Origin of the sequence: Bacillus cereus group sp. MYBK15-3 (assembly GCF_051916765.1) — a bacterium.
In the GTDB taxonomy this organism is placed as follows: Bacteria; Bacillota; Bacilli; order Bacillales; family Bacillaceae_G; genus Bacillus_A; species Bacillus_A cereus.
Genome location: NZ_JBQAHG010000005.1, coordinates 71,628 through 92,233, shown reverse-complemented (window position 1 = coordinate 92,233; position 20,606 = coordinate 71,628). Strand labels below are relative to the sequence as shown.

The window sequence follows — 20,606 nt, the reverse complement described above, 5'->3', positions numbered from 1 at the left end:
ATGAAGCGTTTATCGTATTTCTTATTTTTTATATTGATATGCCTAGTTGGTGCTGGGTGTGCAAAGGATAAAGAAGGAGAGAAATTAGAATATAACGGAAGAGCACTCGTAATTGGAGTTGTTGGAGAAAAGCCGAAAGATACGTTTAGGAATGTAAAGTTTGAGGAAATGAAGTTAGAGGCACTGGAAAAGAAATCTAAGGAAGTGGATGGTTTTCTAATAATGAAAGATCACTTTCAAGAAGCCTCAACAGAGCAGTATAAAAATGTATTTTCATCGCTAAAGAAACCAGTGTTTTTTATCGGTTTACAAGATAAATCATATTCAATTTTTATTACAAAAGGGATAGAGTATAACAGTGCACGAAAAGATGTAAATGCGATGTATACGCAAGGTTTTGCGAATATCGGAAGTGGTGAAGGGCAACAATGGGCAATTGGTTTATCAAATGGTGGAAACACAGAAGAAAGTATTCATAATATGTATATCGTAGTATTTCAAACAATTGCAGATTATTTGAATAGATGATGAAGGAGCCTGTAAAAGAGGCTTCTTATTTTTTTAAATAAACGTTTGTTTAAGCTGTATGTTCGGTAGGAAGAAACTCCTGTAGTTCAAAGGTTAAGAAAGAAAAATGGAGAATTAATCAAACGTTTGTTTAAGCTGTATGTTCGGTAGGAAGAAACTCCTGTAGTTCAAAGGTTAAGAAAGAAAAATGGAGAATTAATCAAACGCTTGTTTAAGATATATGTTTGGTGAAGAATCTAAAAAATTTATATATTTATTTTTTTCTTAACAAATGGCGGAAAAATAAGAAAAATTCGCAGGATTATTAAAAATTATCACGAAATAAGTAAAAGTTTAGCGAATAATGGTTTGAAATAATAAAACGTTTTCTATATGATAAAGGTAAAGGTTAGTAAAAAAGTAGGTGAATTTATGACAGTAACATTTTATTCATATCCAAAGTGTGGCACATGTCAAAAGGCAAAGAAATGGTTTGAGGCAAACGATGTAGCATATGAGATGATTCATATTGTTGAAAATCCACCATCAAAAGAAGATTTACGTAATTTACATGAAAAAAGTGAATTACCATTAAAAAAATTCTTTAATACAAGTGGAATGCGTTACCGTGAACTGGGTCTAAAAGATAAGTTGAAAGATGCAAGCGAAGACGAAATGTATGAGCTTTTAGCATCTGATGGCATGTTGATTAAACGTCCAATTGTAACAGATGGAACGAATGTAACACTTGGTTTTAACGAAGAGCAGTTTGAAAGTGTGTGGAAAAAGTACCAATAAGGTATTTTTACATAATTAATACATTCACTGGAGGTACAGTCATGAGCATTCCAAATAATTTACGTTACTCTGAAGAACACGAATGGGTAAAAACTGAAGGTAATGAAGTTGTTATCGGTATCACTCACTTTGCACAAGGTGAGCTAGGCGATATCGTATTCGTTGAACTTCCTGAAGTAGGTGCAACAATCGAAGCTGACGAGCCATTCGGAAGCGTAGAATCTGTTAAAACAGTTTCTGAGTTATACGCACCTGTAAGCGGTAAAGTTGTAGCAGTAAACGAAGAATTAAGTGACCAACCAGAACTTGTTAACGAATCTCCATACGAGGGTGCATGGATGGTTAAAGTTGAACTTTCTGATGCAAGCCAAGTTGAGAAGTTATTAACTGCAGAAAAATATGCAGAAATGACAAACCAAGACTAATTATAGTCGACTAAAGGACAGCCTTTGTGCTGTCCTTTTTTATTTTGTGTGAAATAATGAAATTCAAGTTATATGTAAATAAATAAGCTATTATGAGAAAAACTGTTTTGTGGTAATGTTTCATAAGTCTTCACAATCTGAATGAGCCGCTTCCGCTTTTCATTGTCCACCTCCTAGCCCTTCATGTCTAAGAACCTTCCGTACGAGAAGACAAAAAGCGTCTTCTGTACGAAAGAACCTTAGCCAACAGGGCTAAACAGTCGGTTCCGCTTTTCTTTATGATCCAGCTCTAGCGGCTAGATTGTTCGGTGGCTTCGCTTCTTCCTGCAAGGCAAACGCCTTTACGTCAGAAGCTCCATCCCCCCTCACAATCTGAATGAGCCGCTTCCGCTTTTCTTTGTGATCCAGCTCCAGCGGCTAGAACAGTCGGTCATTTCACTCCTTCACTTGAGGCAAAAAGCGCCTCTAGTTCAGGAGTTCCAATGTCCTCTTGTTCTGAGCAAGCCGCTTCCGCTTTTCTTTTGCAAAAATAAACAGGAAACAACATGAAAATAACGAATATACTATATACTAAGTTCAAGGTTATATAGTATATGGTGATCGGGTGATGACATATGATTTATGTAGAAAAAGTCATTATTGTAGAAGGTACATCAGATAGAAGAAAGATTGAATCTATTATTCGTGAACCGGTGGAAATTGTTTGTACAAATGGTACAATTGGTTTGTCGAAAATGGATGAGCTCGTTGATCAGTTTTTTGATAAGGAAGTGTATGTGCTAGTGGATGCTGATGATGCTGGAGAAAAGTTAAGGAAACAATTTCGAAAAGAATTTCCGCAAGCCGAGCATATCTATATTGATCGCTCGTACCGAGAAGTGGCAACTGCGCCATCTACACACTTAGCAAATGTATTATGGGGAGCCGACATTGACGTTTATACAGAATATTTACGGTAAGGAATGATAGAAGTGATTGATTGGACAGGAGCCGAAGCTACAGCCCTAATAGAGAACGAAGAAAAAACAGTATTATATGTATATACTCCAATGTGTGGAACATGCCAATTAGCAAAAAAGATGTTAACAGTCGTTGAGATGACAATTGAAGGCCTCAAAATTGGGATGTTAGATTTAAATTATGCTCCGTATTTAGCGAAAGAGTATGGGATTGAAAGTGTACCTTGTTTACTTGTTTTTGAAAATGGGACACTGATGAAGAAGATATACGCATTTCATTCGGTTGAATATTTATATACGGAATTAAAGTAGGCGGCAAAATTTTTGCCGCCTCGACATATTTCTTGGGAAATATGTCGAGATGCAGGGTGGATACAGTATTTGTCGAGCGAAAATAACAGGATTGCTCTTTAGTGAGAGGGAATGGTATGTAATAGAAAGTGATATGAAGGATGTGATTTAGGGTGAGATTATATTCTTTGCTTCAATCATTTGTAAATTACGCTAATGGTCAATATCATTTAGAACCGCTTTTAAGACAGGAAGAAAAAACTGTTAATTTTCGCTTTGGAGATGAAAGTTGTTCGTTACAAATTTCAAGAGATTATATAGAGCTGGTACATGAGGAAAGAGGAACGGAACAAATCATTTGCTTAGATGAAAAGGATATAGAACAATTGGTGAATGGAAATGTACGATTGCAAATGTTAATGAACGATGGACGTGTACAATATTCAGGAACGTACCGAACGATGTTATTAGTGGAATCGATGTTTCATATATGTAAACCGATGTCAGTAGGTGCTTAAAATTCTGAAGTTTCATTTTTTGCGAAAATTTCTGTTGACATGGTTTGTGTATATTGATACAATTCAAGTCATAAAATATAGACAATTTCATAAATTACAAATCAGACGAAAATGTAATCTGATTTCTCTTATCAAGAGAGGTGGAGGGACTGTGCCCTGTGAAGCCCGGCAACCGTCAACTTATGTTGAAATGGTGCCAATTCCTGCAAAGCAAATGCTTTGAGAGATGAGAGAGAGGGATAATGTTGTTATATACGCATATAAACCTTTCTGCTTCTCTAAAGCGGAAAGGTTTTTTTATTGTTTGAATGTGGAGGACATTCAAATAATAAAAGTAGTGATAACGGTGGACTACACGCATTAAACATAAAAAATTGCGGAGTCGATCTAAACAAAAAGGGGTGAACATCATGATTCTATTAGAGAACGTAAAGAAAATATATAAGGCGAAAAGCGGTGATGTCACTGCTGTAGATAACGCCAATTTAAAAATAGAAAAAGGTGAAATATTTGGTGTTATTGGATATAGCGGCGCTGGGAAAAGTTCTTTAATCAGATTGTTTAATCAGTTAGAGAAACCGACTTCTGGTCAAATTACAATTGCGAATCGTGTTATATCAGCAATTACAGGAAGTGAACTTCGTAAGGCAAGGCAAGAAATCGGAATGATTTTTCAGCACTTCAACTTACTTTGGTCACGAACTGTACGTGAAAATATAGAGTTTCCACTTGAAATTGCAGGTGTTGATAAAGCGCAGAGAAGAAAACGTGTTGATGAATTAATTCATCTCGTTGGATTAGAAGGGAGAGGAGACGCGTACCCATCTCAGCTGAGCGGAGGACAAAAGCAACGCGTCGGGATTGCAAGAGCTTTAGCTAACAATCCACAAGTGCTTTTATGTGATGAAGCAACGTCAGCTCTTGATCCAGAAACGACAGATCAAATTTTGGATTTACTATTAGACATTAATAAGCGCCTTGGTTTAACAATTGTACTCATTACACATGAGATGCACGTGATTCGAAAGATATGTAACCGAGTAGCGGTAATGGAGAGAGGAAAGATTGTAGAAACGGGTCCAGTACTTGATGTATTCCGTAATCCGAAGCAAGATATTACGAAACGATTTGTACAGCAGTTAACAGATTCTGAAGATACAAATGAAACAATTGAAAGTTTAATTGAAAAATATCCAGATGGAAAAGTAATTCGTTTGCAGTTTATCGGTGAGGCTGTAGAAAGACCAGTGCTTCAACGATTAATGCAACGCAGTGATATAGAAGTTAGCATTTTGCAAGGAAATATTGCACAAACGAATAACGGTTCTTACGGTAGTTTAGTTGTTCATTTAAATGGTGAGGAAACAGCGATCCAGCAAGCAATAGAAGGAATTCATCAAGATCAAGTAGAGCTGGAGGTGATTGCACATGGATAAGTTACTCGCAAATGTTGATTGGAATCAAATGTTAGAAGCAACTGGTGAAACGTTATATATGACGGCAATCGCAGCTCTTGCGACATTTGTTTTAGGACTAATTTTAGGATTGCTACTCTTCATGACAGCGAAAGATAATTTATGGGAAAACAAATCAATTAATACGGTGATTGGAGCATTCGTAAATATATTCCGCTCTATACCGTTCATCATTTTAATTATTTTATTAATCCCATTCACAAAGATTCTTCTTGGAACAATTCTTGGAGCAAGTGCAGCTTTGCCGGCTTTAATTATTGGAGCGGCACCATTCTATGCGAGAATGGTTGAAATTGCACTTCGCGAAATTGATAAAGGTGTAATTGAAGCTTCAAAAGCAATGGGAGCAAAAACAAGCACAATTATTTTGAAAGTGTTAATTCCAGAATCATTACCAGCATTAGTATCTGGTATTACGGTTACGACAATTGCTTTAGTAGGCTATACAGCAATGGCGGGAGTTGTTGGTGCTGGTGGCCTTGGAACACTTGCTTACTTAGAAGGATTCCAGAGAGGGAATAACGATGTAACAATCGTTGCGACAATTTGTGTATTACTAGTTGTATTTTTAATCCAGTGGATTGGTGATAGTTTAACGACTCGAATAGATAAACGATAATAAAAACGGGAGGATATTTTAAATGAAAAAATTATTACTTACGGCACTTATTTCAACTTCAATTTTTGGGTTAGCTGCTTGTGGCGGGAAAGATAAAGATGAAAAGAAACTTGTTGTTGGTGCTTCTAACGTACCGCATGCTGAAATTTTAGAAAAAGCAAAACCGTTACTTGAGAAAAAAGGAATTGAATTAGAAGTGAAAAAATTCCAAGATTACGTGTTGCCAAATAAATCGTTAGCGGATAAGGATTTAGATGCAAACTATTTCCAGCACATTCCGTATTTAGAAAAAGAAATTAAAGATAAAAAATATGATTTTGAAATAGCAGGGAAAATTCATATTGAACCAATTGGTGTATATTCTCAAAAATATAAGAGCTTAAAAGAACTTCCAGACGGGGCGACAATCATTATGAGTAATTCCGTTACTGACCATGGACGTGGTTTAGCAATTTTACAAAAAGAAGGCATTTTAAAAATTAAAGACGGAGTAGATCCAGTTAGTGCAACTCCAAAAGATATTGCAGATAACCCGAAAAACTTAAAGTTCAAAACGGATATTGAGCCAGGTTTGTTACCACAAGTGTATAACAATAAAGAAGGCGACGCTGTTTTAATTAACTCAAACTATGCAATTGATGCAAAATTAAATCCAGAAAAAGATGCAATTGCAATTGAAGGTGATGATTCTCCATATGCAAACGTAGTAGTGGTTCGTAAAGGTGATAAAGATAAAAAGGCGATTAAAGAGCTAGTAGAAGTATTGCATTCAAAAGAAATTCAAGACTTTATTACTAAAGAATATAAAGGTGCTGTACTTCCGATAAGTGAATAAATATAAGGAAAGGACTGGTAATTTTCCAGTTCTTTTTTCTTTATATAAATAAGAAGAAAGGTGTATCATAGAAAGATGTAAATGAAATACTTATATACATTTGTGAAAAAATTGTTACTTTTTTTCGTCGTTTGCGATATCATTTTATTTGATATAAGATTAGAATGAGAATAAAATGAGAATATGAACGTTTTAGGAATTTTTAAAATGTATATATAGGATTAATGGAGGTATTGAGATGGCTGGTTCTACATTAACGGTTAAAGACTTACACGTATCAATTGATGGCAAAGAAATTTTAAAGGGTGTAAACCTTGAAGTAAAAGGTGGAGAAATCCACGCAATTATGGGACCTAACGGAACAGGTAAATCAACTTTATCTTCTGCAATTATGGGTCACCCAAAGTATGAAGTAACAGAAGGTAGCATCATCATCGACGGTGAAGATGTATTAGAAATGGAAGTAGATGAGCGCGCACAAGCGGGTCTATTCCTAGCAATGCAATATCCAAGTGAAATTAGCGGAGTAACAAACGCTGACTTCTTACGTTCTGCAATTAACGCACGTCGTGAAGAAGGCGATGAAATTTCTCTTATGAAATTTATCCGTACATTAGATAAAAACATGGAATTCCTAGAAATGGATCCAGAAATGGCACAACGTTATTTAAACGAAGGTTTCTCTGGTGGAGAGAAAAAACGTAACGAAATTCTTCAATTAATGATGATTGAGCCAAAAATCGCAATCTTAGATGAAATCGACTCAGGTCTTGATATCGATGCATTAAAAGTTGTATCTAAAGGTATTAACGAAATGCGCGGCGAAGAGTTCGGTTGCCTAATGATTACGCATTACCAACGTTTATTAAACTACATCACTCCAGACTTCGTTCACGTTATGATGAACGGTCGTATCGTTAAATCTGGTGGCCCTGAGCTTGCACAACGTCTAGAAGCTGAAGGTTACGACTGGATTAAAAAAGAATTAGGTATTGAAGACGAAACAACAGAGCAAGAAGCGTAAGAGAGGAGCATAAACATGACAATCGGTACATTACCTTTCGATCAAGAAACAATCCGTCAACGCGCAAGCGAAGTAAACGAAGCTGCTTGGTTGACTGAGTTCCGCTTACAAGCTCTTGCACAAGCAACTGAACTTCCAATGCCAACGCCTGATAAAACGAAAATTGACAAATGGGACTTTATCGGAAAAGGCGACGCTGCTAAGCAAGAGCCTGTAAGTTCTTTAACTGAACTTCCAGAAGCAGTGAAAAACTTAATCGATGAAAATAACAGCGTATTAGTGCAACGTACTGGTACAACTGCATTCGTTTCTTTAGCAGACGAAGCAAAAGAAAAAGGTGTTATTTTTACAGACATTGTAACAGCAGCAACTGAGCATGCTGAACTAGTACAAAAGTACTTAATGAAAGACGGCGTGAAAGTAGACGAGCATCGTCTAACTGCACTTCATGCTGCATTAATCAACGGTGGTGCATTCGTATATGTTCCGAAAAACGTTGTTCTTGAAACTCCACTTCAAGCTGTATTCTTAGTAGACGGCGAAGAAGCTAACGTATATAACCACGTACTATTCGTAGCTGATGCGAACAGTACTGCAACTTATGTAGAAAACTATGTTGCAAATGAAAATGCTAAAGGTATTGCAAATATCGTAGCAGAAGTAATCGTGGAACAAGGCGCACAAGTGAAATTCGGTGCGGTTGATCTATTAGCAAAAGACGTAACAACTTACGTTAACCGCCGCGGCGTTGTAGGACGCGACGGCCGTATTGATTGGGCTCTAGGCCTTATGAATGACGGAAACACAATTTCAGAGAACGTTACGAACTTAATGGGCGACGGTTCATATGCTGATACGAAAACAGTAACAATTGGCCGTGGTAACCAAACACAAAACTTTACAACTAAAGTTGTTCACTTCGGTAAACATTCTGAAGGTTGGATTTTAAAACACGGTGTACAAAAAGATAGTGCAACATCTATCTTTAACGGAATTGGTAAAATTGAACACGGTGCATCTAAATCAAATGCACAACAATCTTCTCGCGTTCTTATGTTAGATGAAAAAGCTCGCGGTGATGCAAACCCAATTCTTTTAATCGACGAAGATGATGTAATGGCAGGTCACGCAGCTTCAGTAGGTCGCGTAGATCCAGTCCAACTATACTACTTGATGAGCCGTGGTATTCCAAAACGCGAAGCAGAACGTTTAGTCATCCATGGATTCTTAGCACCTGTAGTTAATGAGCTTCCAATTGAAGGAGTAAAGGCACAGCTTGTTGAGGTAATTGAAAGGAAAGTTCGCTAATGAATATTCATGAAATACGCAAACAGTTTCCAATTCTTGATCAAAAAGTGAACGGCAAACAACTTGTTTATTTCGATAGTGCAGCAACTTCTCAAAAACCAATTCAAGTCATTGAAACGTTAGAACGTTACTATAAAGAATATAATTCTAACGTGCATCGCGGTGTTCATACGCTCGGTACGAAAGCTACCGACGCGTATGAAGGTGCACGTGAGAAAGTTCGCAAGTTTATCAATGCGAAATCAATGGAAGAGATTATTTTCACACGCGGAACGACAACTGCATTAAATACAGTAGCAGCTAGCTATGGTCTTGAAAATGTAAAAGAAGGCGATGAGATCGTTATTTCTTACATGGAGCACCATAGTAATATCATTCCGTGGCAACAAGTTGCGAAGAAAACTGGCGCAACTTTGAAATACCTTCCGCTTCAACCAGACGGTACGATCTCTTTAGAAGATGTTCGTCAAACTGTTACACCGAATACAAAAATCGTTTCTATTATGCAAGTATCAAACGTACTTGGAACGATTAACCCTGTAAAAGAAATCGGAGCAATCGCACACGAAAACGGCGCAATTATGGTCGTTGACGGTGCACAAAGTACACCTCACATGAAAGTGGATGTACAAGATTTAAACTGTGATTTCTATGCATTATCTGCTCATAAGATGTGCGGACCTACAGGTATCGGCGTATTATATGGTAAGAAAGAATTGCTAAACAATATGGAGCCAATTGAATTTGGTGGTGAAATGATTGATTTCGTAGATTTACAAGAATCTACTTGGAAAGAGCTTCCGTGGAAGTTTGAAGCAGGTACACCGATTATCGGTAATGCAATCGGACTTGGTGCGGCAATTGATTTCCTAGAAGAAATCGGTCTTCATAATATTGAAAAGCATGAGCATGAATTAGCGCAATACGCTTTAGAAAGACTATCAGAAGTAGATGGCGTTACAATTTATGGTCCAAAGCATCGCGCTGGTCTTGTTACATTTAATATTGAAGACGTACATCCTCACGATGTAGCGACTGTATTAGATGTAGAAGGCATTGCAGTTCGCGCAGGACATCACTGTGCACAACCGCTTATGAAGTGGCTAAAAGCTTCTTCAACAGCACGTGCGAGCTTCTATTTATATAATACAAAAGAAGAAATTGATACATTTGTTGACTCGCTAATCAAGACAAAGGAGTATTTCACAAATGTCATTTAATAATTTAGATACGTTATATCGTCAAGTTATTATGGATCATTATAAAAATCCTCGTAACCATGGCGTATTAGAAGATAGTGTTACCGTTAACTTGAACAATCCAACTTGCGGCGATCGTATTCAACTTACGATGAAAGTAGAAGAAGGTATTGTGCAAGAGGCGAAGTTTGAAGGCGAAGGATGTTCAATCTCAATGTCTTCAGCTTCAATGATGACACAAGCAGTAAAAGGTAAGAAAATTGAAGAAGCACTTCAGCTTTCGAAAATTTTCTCTGACATGATGCTAGGAAAAGAGTACGATGACAGCATCGATTTAGGAGATATTGAAGCATTACAAGGCGTATGCAAGTTCCCTGCACGTATTAAATGTGCAACATTAGCGTGGAAAGCGTTAGAAAAGGGCTTAAACGAAGATAAGTAATGTTAAAGGTTCCTAAAAACGAGGTTATCTAAGGAGGGACACACCAACATGGCGAAGCAACTGCCAGATATCGGCGATTATAAATATGGTTTCAAAGACAAAGACGTTTCGATTTTCCGTGCTGGACGCGGTTTAACAAAAGAAATCGTTGAAGAAATTTCACGTATGAAAGAAGAACCACAGTGGATGTTAGACTTCCGTTTAAAATCACTGGATAAGTTCTATGAAATGCCAATGCCACAATGGGGCGGCGACTTAAACGACTTAGATTTCGATGAAATTACGTACTACGTAAAACCATCTGAGAAATCTGAGAAGTCTTGGGATGAAGTACCTGATGAAATTAAAGCAACATTTGATAAATTAGGTATTCCAGAAGCTGAGCAAAAATATTTAGCTGGTGTATCTGCACAGTACGAATCTGAAGTTGTATACCACAACATGAAAGAAGACCTAGAAGCTCTAGGAATCGTCTTCAAAGATACAGATAGCGCATTAAAAGAGAACGAAGATATTTTCCGTGAACATTTCGGAAAAGTAATCCCACCAACAGACAACAAATTCTCTGCATTAAACTCTGCAGTTTGGTCTGGTGGATCATTCATCTACGTTCCAAAAGGTGTTAAAGTTGATACACCACTTCAAGCGTATTTCCGTATTAACTCTGAAAATATGGGACAATTCGAACGTACGCTTATCATTGTAGACGAAGGCGCACACGTACACTACGTAGAAGGTTGTACAGCACCTGTTTACACTACTAACTCACTTCACAGTGCGGTAGTAGAAATCATCATTAAAAAAGATGCTTATTGCCGTTATACAACAATCCAAAACTGGGCGAACAACGTATACAACCTAGTTACAAAACGTGCGGTTTGTGAAGAAAACGCAACGATGGAATGGATTGACGGTAACATCGGATCTAAATTAACGATGAAATACCCAGCAGTTATCTTAAAAGGCGAAGGCGCTCGTGGTTTAACATTATCTATCGCGATTGCTGGTAAAGGCCAACACCAAGATGCTGGTGCGAAAATGATTCACTTAGCACCAAACACGTCTTCAACAATCGTTTCTAAATCGATTGCGAAGCATGGTGGTAAAGTAACTTACCGTGGTATCGTACACTTCGGACCAAAAGCGAAAAACTCTCGCTCTAACATCGAGTGTGACACGTTAATCATGGATAACCAATCTACATCTGATACAATTCCTTACAACGAAATCAAAAACGATTACGTTTCACTTGAGCACGAAGCGAAAGTATCTAAAGTATCAGAAGAACAATTATTCTACCTAATGAGCCGTGGTATTTCTGAGCAAGAAGCTACAGAAATGATCGTAATGGGCTTCATTGAACCATTCACTCGCGAACTTCCAATGGAATACGCAGTTGAAATGAACCGCCTAATCAAGTTTGAGATGGAAGGTTCTATTGGTTAAATAGAAATGCGGAGCCGACTGTTCAGACCCGTTGGCTAAGGTTCTTTCGCACAGAAGATGCTTTTTATCTTCTCGTGCGGAAGGTTCTTAGACATGAGGGGCTAGGAGGCAAAGCTGGATAATATATGCATGAAGAAAGCGCCCTGCACAGCAGGGCGCTTTTTTGTTTTGCGGATTTGTCTTGGCTTGGGAGAGGATACCCGGGTGGGTGTTCAGTTAAATATATCAGCGATTTTTCAAATATATCGACCATAACTCGGAATATATCAGCGATTATTTCAATATATCGACGATTCGACAAGGGATATCGACTTATCAACAAATTACGACATAGCAAGAGGAACGAATACCCCGCACCCTTCAAACAGGAAAGGAGCATTTATACATAAAGAGGGCGACTGGAAGTAATTTAGATTAAAATAATGACAAATGCAGCAAAGAACTTATGGGAAAATCCCCACGGCTAACTTTCTGACAAATCCCCGCTCTACCAACTAATCCCCACACTGGCAAAAATAAAGTTTCTCTTATAAAAAGGACAATCTTTTGCTTTTTCTCACAATGCGAGTACAATGTAAAATAGCAAGAAAAGACGAAAAGTATTTACAGGATTATTGTGTGCGCATAGCGTAAATGGCAGTAAGGAACTGAGAGGAGGTTTTTTCTCTGAATACAAATAAAGAAACAATCATCCACCTTTATCATACAAACGATATACATAGTCATTTTGAAAATTGGCCGCAAATTTCTCGGTTTGTTCTAGGGGAGAAAAAGCGAAGACAGGAAGCGGGAGAGACTGTTTTGACGGTTGATATCGGCGATCATGTGGATCGTTTTCATAGTATTTCGGAAGCGACGAATGGACTTGGGAATACGAAGCTTTTGAATGAGGCGTTATATGATTATGTAACGATCGGAAATAATGAAGGAATTACGTTAGCGAAGGAGCATTTGAATCGGCTCTATGATGATGCTGGATTTGAAATACTTGTCGCAAATTTATTTGAAAAAGAAGGGGTACGTCCGTCATGGGCAAGGCCTTATAAATTGCATACAACGACGGATGGGATTACCATTGCTTTTATCGGATTAACGGTAGCTTATCCAGAGTTTTATCAGATGCTCGATTGGCATATTGAAGATCCCATTATTCATTTAGAGTCTATTTTAGAAGAAGTGAAAGATGAGGCTCATATTACGGTTGTCCTTTCTCACCTTGGAAAAAGTATGGATGAGTATATGGCAGAGCATTATGATATAGATGTTATTTTAGGAGCACATACGCATCATTTATTTGAGCGTGGTATTCTACTGAATAATACTTTACTTTGTTGTTGTGAAAAGTGGGGACGTTACGTTGGTCACGTGCAGCTTACTGTGGATATCGAGATGAAGAAATTGCTGAAAAAAGACGGTAGAGCGATTAAGACGGAACGGTTAGGTGCTTATAGCAAGCCGTTATCCACAATTGAAATACTGCAGGAAGAAAGTGAGCATATAATGGCAGAGTCTGTCGTTCATTTAAAAGAGTCATTACCGGTTGATTGGTTTCAGGAGACGCCGTTTTCTCACATGTTAGCAAGTGCGCTGAAAACATGGTGCAATGCAGAGATTGGCATGGTGAACGCTGGTGTACTTCTTGAAGGGTTAGAAGAGGGTGTTGTAACGCGCGGAGATATTCACAGAATTTGTCCACATCCAATTAATCCGTGTGCTTTGAAAGTTCCAGGAAAGATATTAAGAGAAGTTATTTTGAAAGCACGTAAGCCGAATATGGAGAATCTTGAGGTGAAAGGATTCGGATTTCGGGGAAAAGTGATGGGGAAAATGATTTACGCTGGTGTAGAAGTCATTCCAGATACGATTCCCGGGAATAAAATTTTACTCGAAGATGTATTAATTAACGGGGAATCGCTGGAATTAGATCGTATATATACAGTAGGAACGATTGATATGTTTACATTTGGCTACTTATACCCAGAGCTATCCACACTTTCTGACAAACAATATTATATGCCAGAACTACTTAGAGATGTGTTAACAGATATGTTAATAACTTATACATCTTCCGTTAAACTATAGGCTAGTTAACTTGTAACACTCATTTTTCTCTTGTCATACAGATAAGAAAGAGAGGAGTGTGAACTATGGTTAATGTGGAGCCAATTATAATTGATAATTATACGTTTATTGCAGTTATCGTGAAACTTCCAAAGACGAATTTGCTAGCTGTAATGAGCGATAAAGGATATATTATGTGTGGTGCATTAGATGTAGGTCTTTTAAATGAGAAATTAGGTGATCGAGGAATTATTGCTGGCCGTGCGGTTGGTGTAAGAACGATTGAACAACTTCTTGAAGCGCCACTAGAATCGGTAACGACTGGAGCTGAAGCATTAGGCATTCCAGCAGGTACGATTGGAAAAGAAGCATTATTAAAAATGAGATAAGCATATATCGTCCCTCCTTCTTGCATAGAAATGATATAAGAAGGAGGTTTTTTTATGAGTATATTTCGCTCGAAAAACTCGCGGTTTCGAAGGGGACCTATTGCCTTTCGGTATATACTGCTTATGTCGTTTATTCTTTTTGTTATATTACTTACGCAAGGGTTGTGGATTGTGAATAATAATATTCAGCCGACCTTAATTAAATATGGGGAAGTAGAGACACATAAAATGGCGACGGCAATTATGACGAAGGCAGTAAAGGATCGAATTAATGAAGGATTCGATGTAGATTCATTAATGAAAGTACAGAATGATAAAAACGGAAAAGTATCCACAATTAATTTAAATACAAAGCAAGTAAATGAAATCGTAACATCAACGACCACATACATAGAAAAATATTTGCAGCAAGTAGAACAAGGGAAGTTGAAGGAGCTAGGTATTGCTGAAAAAAACGGCGCGACTATGGCAGTTCCTTTTGGGCGTGTAACTGATAATGCACTTCTTGGTAATATAGGACCAGATATTCCGATTCATTTCACGCCAGTTGGACATGTGAATACAGATATTAAACAAAAAATTGAGCCGCATGGGATTAATACTACAGCGATTCAAATTGTTATGGAAATGGAAGTAACATTGCAAGTGATTATTCCATTTCATACGAAAGAGATAAAGGTGAAACAAAATGTTCCGATTGCGACGCGTATCGTTCAAGGGGAAGTGCCTACGTATTATGGAAGCGGAAGTGTTGCTGTACCTGATAAAAAGAAAACAGATAGTTAGTTGTAAATAAAGTGAAACCCGGCTCAGTCAGACTTTTACTGGATAAAAAATAACCGTAGCAATGCAGCTACGGTTATCGTTTTGTATTTGCTCGTTCTTTGCGCTCCCAAAGGCTTAAATGCATGTATGGATCGAAGGCCCATTCTGTATAGCCATTGTCTTTATACATGCCAAAATGTAAGTGGGGCGGAAATTTTCCGGCTGTACCAGGAGGTCCATAACCAGTGCTACCAACAAATCCCAGTACTTTTCCTGGCTCAACAATTTGTCCAAGCTGTATTTCTTTTGAAAACCCGCCTAAATGAGCGTAATAATGGTAATTGTTATGAAGGTCGCGAATACCGATGCGCCATCCACCAAGGCGGTTCCAACCTTTCGTTTCAATAATGCCATAGCAAGTCGATCTTACTGGCACGCCATATCCGGCAAAAATATCGGTTCCTTCATGAATCCTTCTGCCGCCAAAACTTCTTCCAGCGCCGAAAGTACTACGGTAGCTATGGTCACTACGGATCGGAAGAGGAAAAGCATTTCCTTCTAAATTAATACGTCCATAATGTTTATAAATTTGGGCGTATTCGCTAATTAAATCAACTGTTTTGGCACGTCTATAATATTCCCAGAGCATAATTTTAATACGGTCTTCTGACGTTCCTTGTTTCCTTAAAATAGTCGCTGCGGTATGCAGAAGATCACGGTCGCTATTTGCATTTGCAAATCCATCTTTGTCACCATCTAAACCTATTCCGCCAAATAGAGAAATTGTATGGGGAAGAGTATCGTTACTATTAATAGGTCCAGCCCATATTTCTGGTTTGAAATAAAGGGAAATGATGGCATCTGGTTTTTTCGGAATATCTTTTCTTACGCTCCGTATATTTCTTTCATATTGATCCATTGCAGCTAAGTAATACCATGGAATGCCTGAAGACTGCTCGGTTTCTTTATATAGTGCCATGCGCTTTTCGTATATGCTTTGCTGATTATCTTCACCGTAAGCGATGTTTTGGTGGAGAAGAAAACAAATAGAAAGCAAAAGAGAAATTTTTCGAAGCATGAAATAGACTCCTTTCACAACATCACTCTTTTTAGTGTGGGATATACGGAGTATTTCATTATAGGGAACGATTGGAAAAAATCTTAGAATCTTCATTTGAGCAAATCGCTTTCATACGTTAGAATAGATATGTTACATTGAAAGAAGCGAACACGGTAAACTATTTCATATTGTGCGGAGTTGATAACCATGACAAAACAAACAGAATATAAGCGCAAGCCCGAATGGTTGAAAATTAAGTTAAACACGAATGAAAACTATACAGGCTTAAAGAAAATGATGCGTTCTAAAAATCTTCATACCGTTTGTGAGGAAGCAAAATGTCCGAATATTCATGAATGCTGGGCTGTAAGAAAAACAGCAACATTTATGATTTTAGGTGCGGTTTGTACACGTGCTTGTCGTTTTTGTGCGGTTAAAACAGGCTTACCAACTGAGCTTGATTTACAAGAACCAGAACGCGTGGCAGATTCAGTAGTACAAATGGGCTTAAAGCACGTTGTTATAACAGCGGTTGCACGTGATGATTTAAAAGACGGCGGAGCAGCTGTTTTTGCTGAAACAGTACGCGCTGTACGTCGTAAAAATCCATTTACGTCAATCGAAGTATTACCATCTGATATGGGTGGAGTAGAAGAAAACTTAAAAATGTTAATGGATGCAAAACCAGATATTTTAAACCATAACATTGAAACAGTACGTCGATTATCTGACCGAGTTCGCGCTAGAGCAAAATATGAACGTTCATTAGAGTTTTTACGTCGAGCGAAAGAAATGCAGCCTGATATTCCAACTAAATCGAGCATTATGGTGGGCTTAGGTGAAACGAGAGAAGATTTAATTGAAGCAATGGATGACTTACGTGCAAACAATGTGGATATTTTAACTCTTGGGCAATACCTACAACCATCTAAGAAGCACTTACCAGTTCTTAAATATTACCCACCAGCAGAATTTGCAGAGCTTAAAGAAATTGCACTTAGCAAAGGATTTAGCCACTGTGAAGCTGGCCCACTTGTGCGTTCTTCTTACCATGCGGACGAGCAAGTACGTTCTGCAAAAGAAAAAACAGCAGAAGCTAAATAATGAAAAAAGAGAGCTAACGATTAGCTCTCTTTTTGTTTATACTCTAAAACGGTATTTGGACATGTTAATAAAATCTTTTTTAATTCTTCTGTGGATAATTCAATTGTAAATTCAGGTACACCAGGTGTAATTAAAATTTTATCGTACGTATAAATAGCGTTATCCACAATAATTGTTACATCGTGTGAATATCCGAAAGGAGCCACACATCCCGGCGTACAACCAGTTTTGTCTCGCAGTTCATCAGGAGAACAGAGAGATAAGCGTTCTCCTGTTAGTTCTTTCATTTCTCCCCGGTTGAGTCTTGTGCCCTCTAACGTAAAAAATACGTAATAATCTCCAGACTTTGATTTTAAAAATAAGCTTTTACTTGGAGTGCCTTGTAAGCCGAGTCTCTCACGTACAATCCGATCTGTCTCATAATCGAGTACTGGTTCGTGTTCAAATTTTTCATAAGAAACATTTGTTTTATGTAGTAGAGCAAGTACATCTTCGTACATATGGAGTGATACCCCTTTCTATTATTAGTACAGTTTCTTCTCGTGGCGTCAACTGAATGTTTTGGAAAGGGATATTACTTGGACGATGCTTCCCATAAGCGTTTTATGATACATTGTTCGTCGATTGTAATTTCGTAAATATCAGGATTCGTTAAAGTTCTCCATTCATTAAAGCCAATCGTATGATCAAAATGCTTTAAAATGAGCGTAAGTAAATTGCCATGTGTAACAAGTAGTGTTGTCGTATGGTTTAATTGTAAAACGTCTTGAATAAGCGATATGGCACGGTCTGTTGCTTGTTTTGTTGACTCTCCGCCTGAAAAGGCAATATCTATATTTGTAAAAGTAGATTCTAGTTTTTGCATCCAATCATCCATTGGAACGTTGCTCAATATGCGTTCAGTTAATCGTTCATCTTCTTGGATAGATAAGTTAGCTTGGAGCGCATAGGGCCGAATGGAATCGATAGCTCGGACAAATGGGCTTGAAATAATATGATCGATTTGTAGATGATTTTCTAAGAGGAATGTAGCAAGGGTATTTGCTTGGTCTTTTCCATCGGTCGTTAATTCAGCATCACGTTTTTGCCCAGTTGCTGAACAATGTCGTATTACAATAATTTTCTTCATAATTCATCCCCATCTTTCAAGTTGACGCTATATACTTCGACAAATGTGGAAATAATTCCTTTTTCTTGTAAAACGGCATATGGATTTAAATATGTGGAAAAGTAATGTGGATAATGAACATTTGAGGTGCAATCATGAATAAAATGATATGTATTGTAGTTAGTCTTTGTTTTTTTATACACTTGTCCACAACTTATGCAGAGTCGAATCAAAAAGTAAATTATCCAAGCAATCGAAATAAGTCATTTGTGAGTGAGGATATTTTTTATAAACAGTTAGATAAGAAAATCTATAAAGAATACAATAATGCAGCATATAGTGTTCGAAAAAAATCTTATTTAAAGAAGTGCCCGATGAAGAATTTTCTTTCCTACAAAAAACAGCCGTGGGTTGTCGGAGTAGTGTGATGCTTCAAGATTTTTTTGTTCATCCTGATCGCCAAGTTTATTTTTTTGCTTCCTTTTCTCAAAATGAAGTAGAAGAGTTTCATAAATATATCGTTATAGATGCAGAAACAAAGAGGGAGCTGCAAGAAGGAAAAAGCTATCAACATTGCGACAATCCATAAAAAATAAACCACCAATCGGTGGTTTATTTTTTACTCCGGTACACTCATTAATTTCTCTTTCATTTTGCGAATAAGAACGACAGCGCCAATTGTACAAAGAAGTGTAATTCCTTCTGCAACGAAGATATTGATTGTTTTTGTTTGGTAAAGTGCCGCGAAAAAGTCTACAAATGCGTGGAATAGTATAGCGTATACTAGGAAGATATATTTCTTCTGTTTTACTGCGTATAAAACAAGCATTGTAAAGGCAATTTGAAGCACGAGTGCCATAATTCTTTCTAAGCTACCAAGGAAGTATAAGTAGGCAGGTTGCTGAATTAACATGTCCTGTAAAATGCTCAGCTCGGGTTTTTGTTCAATCAGTCGAGCGAAGCTACCATCGTTAATAGAATTAGCAAAGATTAATGCTTGTAATGCAGAAAAACCGCCAATTAAAATAGATTCAATTCCGCCGTGACCAATTCCATAAGCGAAGCCATCTTTATATTCTAGATATTTTTTTAGTAAGAAGAAGAAGGCAACGAAGCGTCCTAATTCTTCAAAAATACCAGCAGTCAATCCGCCATAAATTGCGAAGACAAACGGATTTTCTAAAAATGGAGCGATTGTTGGATTACCGCGCATAAATAGGTGGAATGGTGTTTCAAGAATTTGGGTAAATCCGATAAAGATAAGAACACCAATGCCGACTACTTTCCAATTCATATTATATTTTTTACGGAAATAAACGAGTACAATAATTGGGACCAGAATCGAGACAATGAGTTGAAAGATGATGCTGGCAATTACAGTATTTGAAACCATACTTTCACCGCTTTCTAATATATGTACATAACTATTATGCATGAAATATAGGAGAGATGAAACTTTTTAAGATAAAATGAATTTACTTATTGACTCTAACGTTGCGTCATACTTTATCGTATGTACTAAGGGGGAGATACAAATGACAATGAGAGTAAAAGAAGTAGCTGATTTAGTTGGAATTAGTGTGCGCACACTGCATCATTATGATGAAATTGGGTTGTTAACCCCAGACGAGACGACAGAGTCTGGATATCGTCTGTATTCCAATGAAAATTTAGAGACATTGCAGCAAATTTTGTTTTTTAAAGAACTAGGCTTCCCTTTGAAAAAGATTAAAGAGATTATCATGAGTCCATCATTTGATCGCAAAGAGGCACTACAGCTTCATAAGAAAATGCTTCTTGAAAAGCGTGCCAGGTTAGATAAAGTGATTGCGACGATTGATAAAACAATTCAGCATACAAAAGGAGAGATTGAAATGACGAACAAAGAGAAATTTGAAGGATTCGATTTCAGCCATAACCCATATGAAGAAGAAGCACGGGAAAAATGGGGAGACGCAGCTGTAGATAAAGCGAACGAATATGCAAAAGGTATGTCAAAAGAGAACCAAGAGGAGTTTAATGCTATTTATAGAAATTTAGCAGCGCTTAGACACGGAGCACCAGATTCTAAAGAGGCACAAGAAGCAATTGGAGTGTGGTACGATTACTTGCAAAACTTCGGTGCATATTCATTAGATGCTTTTAAAGGACTCGGTCAAATGTACGTCGCTGATGAGCGCTTCACGAAAAATATCGATAAGTTTGGTGAGGGGTTAGCGCAATTTATGTGTGATGCGATGGAGGTTTATGCGGATCGTAATAAAAATTAAAAA

23 protein-coding genes, 1 pseudogene and 1 riboswitch are annotated in these 20,606 nt (G+C 37.5%); of the genes and pseudogenes, 20 read left to right on the top strand and 4 right to left on the bottom strand.

Going from position 1 to position 20,606, the window contains the following annotated elements; all coding sequences use genetic code 11:
* From ACTFR8_RS20465 to yunB, 17 genes are all read left to right on the top strand, one after another.
* Complete coding sequence (locus ACTFR8_RS20465; RefSeq protein WP_000826876.1) at positions 1 to 528, top strand: hypothetical protein; 528 nt, start codon at positions 1 to 3, stop codon at positions 526 to 528.
* A 411-nt stretch (positions 529 to 939) separates the two neighbouring features.
* The gene (locus tag ACTFR8_RS20460) at positions 940 to 1,305 is read left to right on the top strand and encodes an arsenate reductase family protein (protein ID WP_000218968.1); all 366 of its coding nucleotides are present in this window, start codon (positions 940 to 942) and stop codon (positions 1,303 to 1,305) included.
* Between the two features lie 41 nt (positions 1,306 to 1,346).
* Positions 1,347 to 1,730, top strand: a complete 384-nt coding sequence (gene gcvH / locus ACTFR8_RS20455; RefSeq protein WP_000026896.1) for a glycine cleavage system protein GcvH — start codon at positions 1,347 to 1,349, stop codon at positions 1,728 to 1,730.
* A 614-nt stretch (positions 1,731 to 2,344) separates the two neighbouring features.
* A complete protein-coding gene (locus ACTFR8_RS20450; protein WP_000640870.1) occupies positions 2,345 to 2,689 on the top strand; it encodes a toprim domain-containing protein in 345 nt (114 codons plus the stop codon).
* Between the two features lie 3 nt (positions 2,690 to 2,692).
* A complete protein-coding gene (locus ACTFR8_RS20445; protein ID WP_002062684.1) occupies positions 2,693 to 3,001 on the top strand; it encodes a thioredoxin family protein in 309 nt (102 codons plus the stop codon).
* A gap of 152 nt (positions 3,002 to 3,153) precedes the next feature.
* The gene (locus ACTFR8_RS20440) at positions 3,154 to 3,498 is read left to right on the top strand and encodes a hypothetical protein (protein ID WP_001242139.1); all 345 of its coding nucleotides are present in this window, start codon (positions 3,154 to 3,156) and stop codon (positions 3,496 to 3,498) included.
* 125 nt (positions 3,499 to 3,623) lie between these two features.
* Positions 3,624 to 3,731, top strand: a riboswitch (SAM riboswitch).
* A 177-nt stretch (positions 3,732 to 3,908) separates the two neighbouring features.
* Complete coding sequence (locus ACTFR8_RS20435) at positions 3,909 to 4,934, top strand: methionine ABC transporter ATP-binding protein (RefSeq protein WP_000601781.1); 1,026 nt, start codon at positions 3,909 to 3,911, stop codon at positions 4,932 to 4,934.
* Positions 4,927 to 5,592 carry a methionine ABC transporter permease gene (locus tag ACTFR8_RS20430; RefSeq protein WP_000359401.1) on the top strand — a complete coding sequence of 222 codons (666 nt, stop codon included), beginning with the start codon at positions 4,927 to 4,929 and terminating at the stop codon, positions 5,590 to 5,592. Before ACTFR8_RS20435 ends, ACTFR8_RS20430 begins: the two co-directional genes overlap by 8 nt.
* Positions 5,593 to 5,614: 22 nt before the next feature.
* A complete protein-coding gene (gene metQ, locus ACTFR8_RS20425; protein WP_000735086.1) occupies positions 5,615 to 6,427 on the top strand; it encodes a methionine ABC transporter substrate-binding lipoprotein MetQ in 813 nt (270 codons plus the stop codon).
* Between the two features lie 238 nt (positions 6,428 to 6,665).
* Positions 6,666 to 7,451 (top strand): Fe-S cluster assembly ATPase SufC, encoded by a 786-nt coding sequence (sufC, locus tag ACTFR8_RS20420; RefSeq protein WP_000929160.1) that lies wholly within the window; start codon positions 6,666 to 6,668, stop codon positions 7,449 to 7,451.
* 15 nt (positions 7,452 to 7,466) lie between these two features.
* On the top strand, positions 7,467 to 8,759 hold the full coding sequence (gene sufD, locus ACTFR8_RS20415) for a Fe-S cluster assembly protein SufD (protein WP_000152167.1): 1,293 nt from the start codon (positions 7,467 to 7,469) through the stop codon (positions 8,757 to 8,759).
* On the top strand, positions 8,759 to 9,979 hold the full coding sequence (gene sufS, locus ACTFR8_RS20410) for a cysteine desulfurase SufS (protein WP_001020768.1): 1,221 nt from the start codon (positions 8,759 to 8,761) through the stop codon (positions 9,977 to 9,979). The genes sufD and sufS overlap by 1 nt, the downstream gene beginning before the upstream one ends.
* Positions 9,969 to 10,400 (top strand): Fe-S cluster assembly sulfur transfer protein SufU, encoded by a 432-nt coding sequence (gene sufU / locus ACTFR8_RS20405; RefSeq protein WP_000009523.1) that lies wholly within the window; start codon positions 9,969 to 9,971, stop codon positions 10,398 to 10,400. The genes sufS and sufU overlap by 11 nt, the downstream gene beginning before the upstream one ends.
* Positions 10,401 to 10,448: 48 nt before the next feature.
* A complete protein-coding gene (gene sufB / locus ACTFR8_RS20400; protein WP_001118827.1) occupies positions 10,449 to 11,846 on the top strand; it encodes a Fe-S cluster assembly protein SufB in 1,398 nt (465 codons plus the stop codon).
* Between the two features lie 666 nt (positions 11,847 to 12,512).
* Complete coding sequence (locus ACTFR8_RS20395) at positions 12,513 to 13,928, top strand: bifunctional metallophosphatase/5'-nucleotidase (protein WP_153597976.1); 1,416 nt, start codon at positions 12,513 to 12,515, stop codon at positions 13,926 to 13,928.
* A gap of 65 nt (positions 13,929 to 13,993) precedes the next feature.
* Positions 13,994 to 14,296, top strand: a complete 303-nt coding sequence (locus tag ACTFR8_RS20390) for a YunC family protein (protein WP_252209725.1) — start codon at positions 13,994 to 13,996, stop codon at positions 14,294 to 14,296.
* A 54-nt stretch (positions 14,297 to 14,350) separates the two neighbouring features.
* Positions 14,351 to 15,082, top strand: coding sequence for a sporulation protein YunB (yunB, locus tag ACTFR8_RS20385; RefSeq protein WP_000021802.1), 732 nt, complete (start codon positions 14,351 to 14,353; stop codon positions 15,080 to 15,082).
* Positions 15,083 to 15,155: 73 nt separating this feature from the next.
* On the opposite strand, the gene ACTFR8_RS20380 is transcribed toward yunB, so the two are convergent.
* On the bottom strand, positions 15,156 to 16,139 hold the full coding sequence (locus ACTFR8_RS20380) for a M23 family metallopeptidase (RefSeq protein ID WP_044584957.1): 984 nt from the start codon (positions 16,137 to 16,139) through the stop codon (positions 15,156 to 15,158).
* A gap of 189 nt (positions 16,140 to 16,328) precedes the next feature.
* Between ACTFR8_RS20380 and lipA the strand changes: the two genes are divergently transcribed.
* Positions 16,329 to 17,225: a lipoyl synthase gene (gene lipA / locus ACTFR8_RS20375; RefSeq protein WP_000166372.1), complete on the top strand. Its 897-nt coding sequence runs from the start codon at positions 16,329 to 16,331 to the stop codon at positions 17,223 to 17,225.
* A gap of 20 nt (positions 17,226 to 17,245) precedes the next feature.
* Here the strand turns inward: lipA and ACTFR8_RS20370 are convergent, their stop codons facing one another.
* Both ACTFR8_RS20370 and ACTFR8_RS20365 read right to left on the bottom strand, forming a co-directional pair.
* Entirely contained in the window at positions 17,246 to 17,725 is a 480-nt protein-coding gene (locus ACTFR8_RS20370; RefSeq protein WP_000272747.1) for a YbaK/EbsC family protein, read from the bottom strand.
* A 74-nt stretch (positions 17,726 to 17,799) separates the two neighbouring features.
* Positions 17,800 to 18,354 carry a histidine phosphatase family protein gene (locus ACTFR8_RS20365; protein ID WP_000721049.1) on the bottom strand — a complete coding sequence of 185 codons (555 nt, stop codon included), beginning with the start codon at positions 18,352 to 18,354 and terminating at the stop codon, positions 17,800 to 17,802.
* A gap of 134 nt (positions 18,355 to 18,488) precedes the next feature.
* Between ACTFR8_RS20365 and ACTFR8_RS20360 the strand changes: the two are divergent.
* Positions 18,489 to 18,922: pseudogene (locus tag ACTFR8_RS20360) on the top strand (hypothetical protein).
* A 30-nt stretch (positions 18,923 to 18,952) separates the two neighbouring features.
* On the opposite strand, the gene ACTFR8_RS20355 reads toward ACTFR8_RS20360, so the two are convergent.
* The gene (locus ACTFR8_RS20355; protein WP_002097971.1) at positions 18,953 to 19,768 is read right to left on the bottom strand and encodes a YhfC family intramembrane metalloprotease; all 816 of its coding nucleotides are present in this window, start codon (positions 19,766 to 19,768) and stop codon (positions 18,953 to 18,955) included.
* 100 nt (positions 19,769 to 19,868) lie between these two features.
* Between ACTFR8_RS20355 and ACTFR8_RS20350 the strand changes: the two genes are divergently transcribed.
* A complete protein-coding gene (locus ACTFR8_RS20350) occupies positions 19,869 to 20,603 on the top strand; it encodes a MerR family transcriptional regulator (RefSeq protein WP_098871803.1) in 735 nt (244 codons plus the stop codon).
* Positions 20,604 to 20,606: the final 3 nt, after the last annotated feature.

Coding starts and splice junctions, on each gene's coding strand:
- ACTFR8_RS20465 (WP_000826876.1), top strand. CDS start 1: ATGAAGCGTTTATCGTATTTCTTATTTTTTATATTGATATGCCTAGTT.
- ACTFR8_RS20460 (WP_000218968.1), top strand. CDS start 940: ATGACAGTAACATTTTATTCATATCCAAAGTGTGGCACATGTCAAAAG.
- gcvH (WP_000026896.1), top strand. CDS start 1,347: ATGAGCATTCCAAATAATTTACGTTACTCTGAAGAACACGAATGGGTA.
- ACTFR8_RS20450 (WP_000640870.1), top strand. CDS start 2,345: ATGATTTATGTAGAAAAAGTCATTATTGTAGAAGGTACATCAGATAGA.
- ACTFR8_RS20445 (WP_002062684.1), top strand. CDS start 2,693: ATGATAGAAGTGATTGATTGGACAGGAGCCGAAGCTACAGCCCTAATA.
- ACTFR8_RS20435 (WP_000601781.1), top strand. CDS start 3,909: ATGATTCTATTAGAGAACGTAAAGAAAATATATAAGGCGAAAAGCGGT.
- ACTFR8_RS20430 (WP_000359401.1), top strand. CDS start 4,927: ATGGATAAGTTACTCGCAAATGTTGATTGGAATCAAATGTTAGAAGCA.
- metQ (WP_000735086.1), top strand. CDS start 5,615: ATGAAAAAATTATTACTTACGGCACTTATTTCAACTTCAATTTTTGGG.
- sufC (WP_000929160.1), top strand. CDS start 6,666: ATGGCTGGTTCTACATTAACGGTTAAAGACTTACACGTATCAATTGAT.
- sufD (WP_000152167.1), top strand. CDS start 7,467: ATGACAATCGGTACATTACCTTTCGATCAAGAAACAATCCGTCAACGC.
- sufS (WP_001020768.1), top strand. CDS start 8,759: ATGAATATTCATGAAATACGCAAACAGTTTCCAATTCTTGATCAAAAA.
- sufU (WP_000009523.1), top strand. CDS start 9,969: ATGTCATTTAATAATTTAGATACGTTATATCGTCAAGTTATTATGGAT.
- sufB (WP_001118827.1), top strand. CDS start 10,449: ATGGCGAAGCAACTGCCAGATATCGGCGATTATAAATATGGTTTCAAA.
- ACTFR8_RS20390 (WP_252209725.1), top strand. CDS start 13,994: ATGGTTAATGTGGAGCCAATTATAATTGATAATTATACGTTTATTGCA.
- yunB (WP_000021802.1), top strand. CDS start 14,351: ATGAGTATATTTCGCTCGAAAAACTCGCGGTTTCGAAGGGGACCTATT.
- ACTFR8_RS20380 (WP_044584957.1), bottom strand. CDS start 16,139: ATGCTTCGAAAAATTTCTCTTTTGCTTTCTATTTGTTTTCTTCTCCAC.
- lipA (WP_000166372.1), top strand. CDS start 16,329: ATGACAAAACAAACAGAATATAAGCGCAAGCCCGAATGGTTGAAAATT.
- ACTFR8_RS20370 (WP_000272747.1), bottom strand. CDS start 17,725: ATGTACGAAGATGTACTTGCTCTACTACATAAAACAAATGTTTCTTAT.
- ACTFR8_RS20365 (WP_000721049.1), bottom strand. CDS start 18,354: ATGAAGAAAATTATTGTAATACGACATTGTTCAGCAACTGGGCAAAAA.
- ACTFR8_RS20355 (WP_002097971.1), bottom strand. CDS start 19,768: ATGCATAATAGTTATGTACATATATTAGAAAGCGGTGAAAGTATGGTT.
- ACTFR8_RS20350 (WP_098871803.1), top strand. CDS start 19,869: ATGACAATGAGAGTAAAAGAAGTAGCTGATTTAGTTGGAATTAGTGTG.